The sequence below is a fragment of the Azotobacter armeniacus genome (genome assembly GCF_054779355.1).
The window spans coordinates 93334-94114 of sequence record NZ_BAAGYK010000105.1 but is presented as its reverse complement, the minus strand read 5'-3'; the positions used below and the strand labels follow the sequence as shown (position 1 = coordinate 94114).

General features: G+C 72.5%; 1 protein-coding gene. It reads right to left on the bottom strand.

What is annotated here, in order from left to right:
• The coding region (locus ACYVD0_RS14520) for an AMP-binding protein (protein WP_460427463.1) at nt 1-781 on the bottom strand (781 nt) is incomplete at both ends.

Sequence of the window (781 nt, the reverse complement as noted above, 5' to 3'; positions counted from 1 at the left end):
CTCGCGCACTTCCGGCTGGGCCAGCAGCTGCGCCTCGATCTCGCCCAGCTCGATGCGGAAACCGCGCACCTTCACCTGGTGGTCGAGGCGCCCCAGGTACTCCAGTTGCCCCTCGGCGTTCCAGCGCACCAGGTCGCCCGTGCGGTACAGCCGGCCGCCCTCCGGGTCGAACGGGTCGGCCACGAAGCGCTCGGCCGTCAGTCCCGCGCGGCCCAGGTAGCCACGCGCCAGTCCCACCCCGCCCAGGTACAGCTCGCCCGCCACCCCCGGCGGCACGGCATTCAGCGCTGCGTCGAGCACCTGGGTGCGGATGCCGGCGAGCGGCCGGCCGATCGGCACCTGGCTCTGCCCGTCATTGCGGCAGCTCCAGTGGGTGACGTCGATGGCCGCCTCGGTCGGGCCGTAGAGGTTGTGCAGCGCCGCCTGCGGCAGCCGCTCGAACACCGCGTTCTGCGCCTCGGCCGGCAGCGCCTCGCCGCTGCAGACGATGCGCGCGAGGCTCGTGCACGCCTCGATGCCCGCGTGCGCGAGGAAGGCCTGCAGCATCGAGGGCACGAAGTGCAGCGTGGTCACCCGGTGCCGGCGGATCAACTCGACCAGCCGCGCCGGGTCGCGATGGTCGCCCGGGTTGGCCACCACCAGCCGCGCACCGACCATCAGCGGCCAGAAGAACTCCCAGACCGAGACGTCGAAGCCGAACGGGGTCTTCTGCAGCACCGTGTCCGCGTCGCCGAGCCGGTAGGCCTCCTGCATCCACACCAGCCGGTTGTGCAGCGAGCGA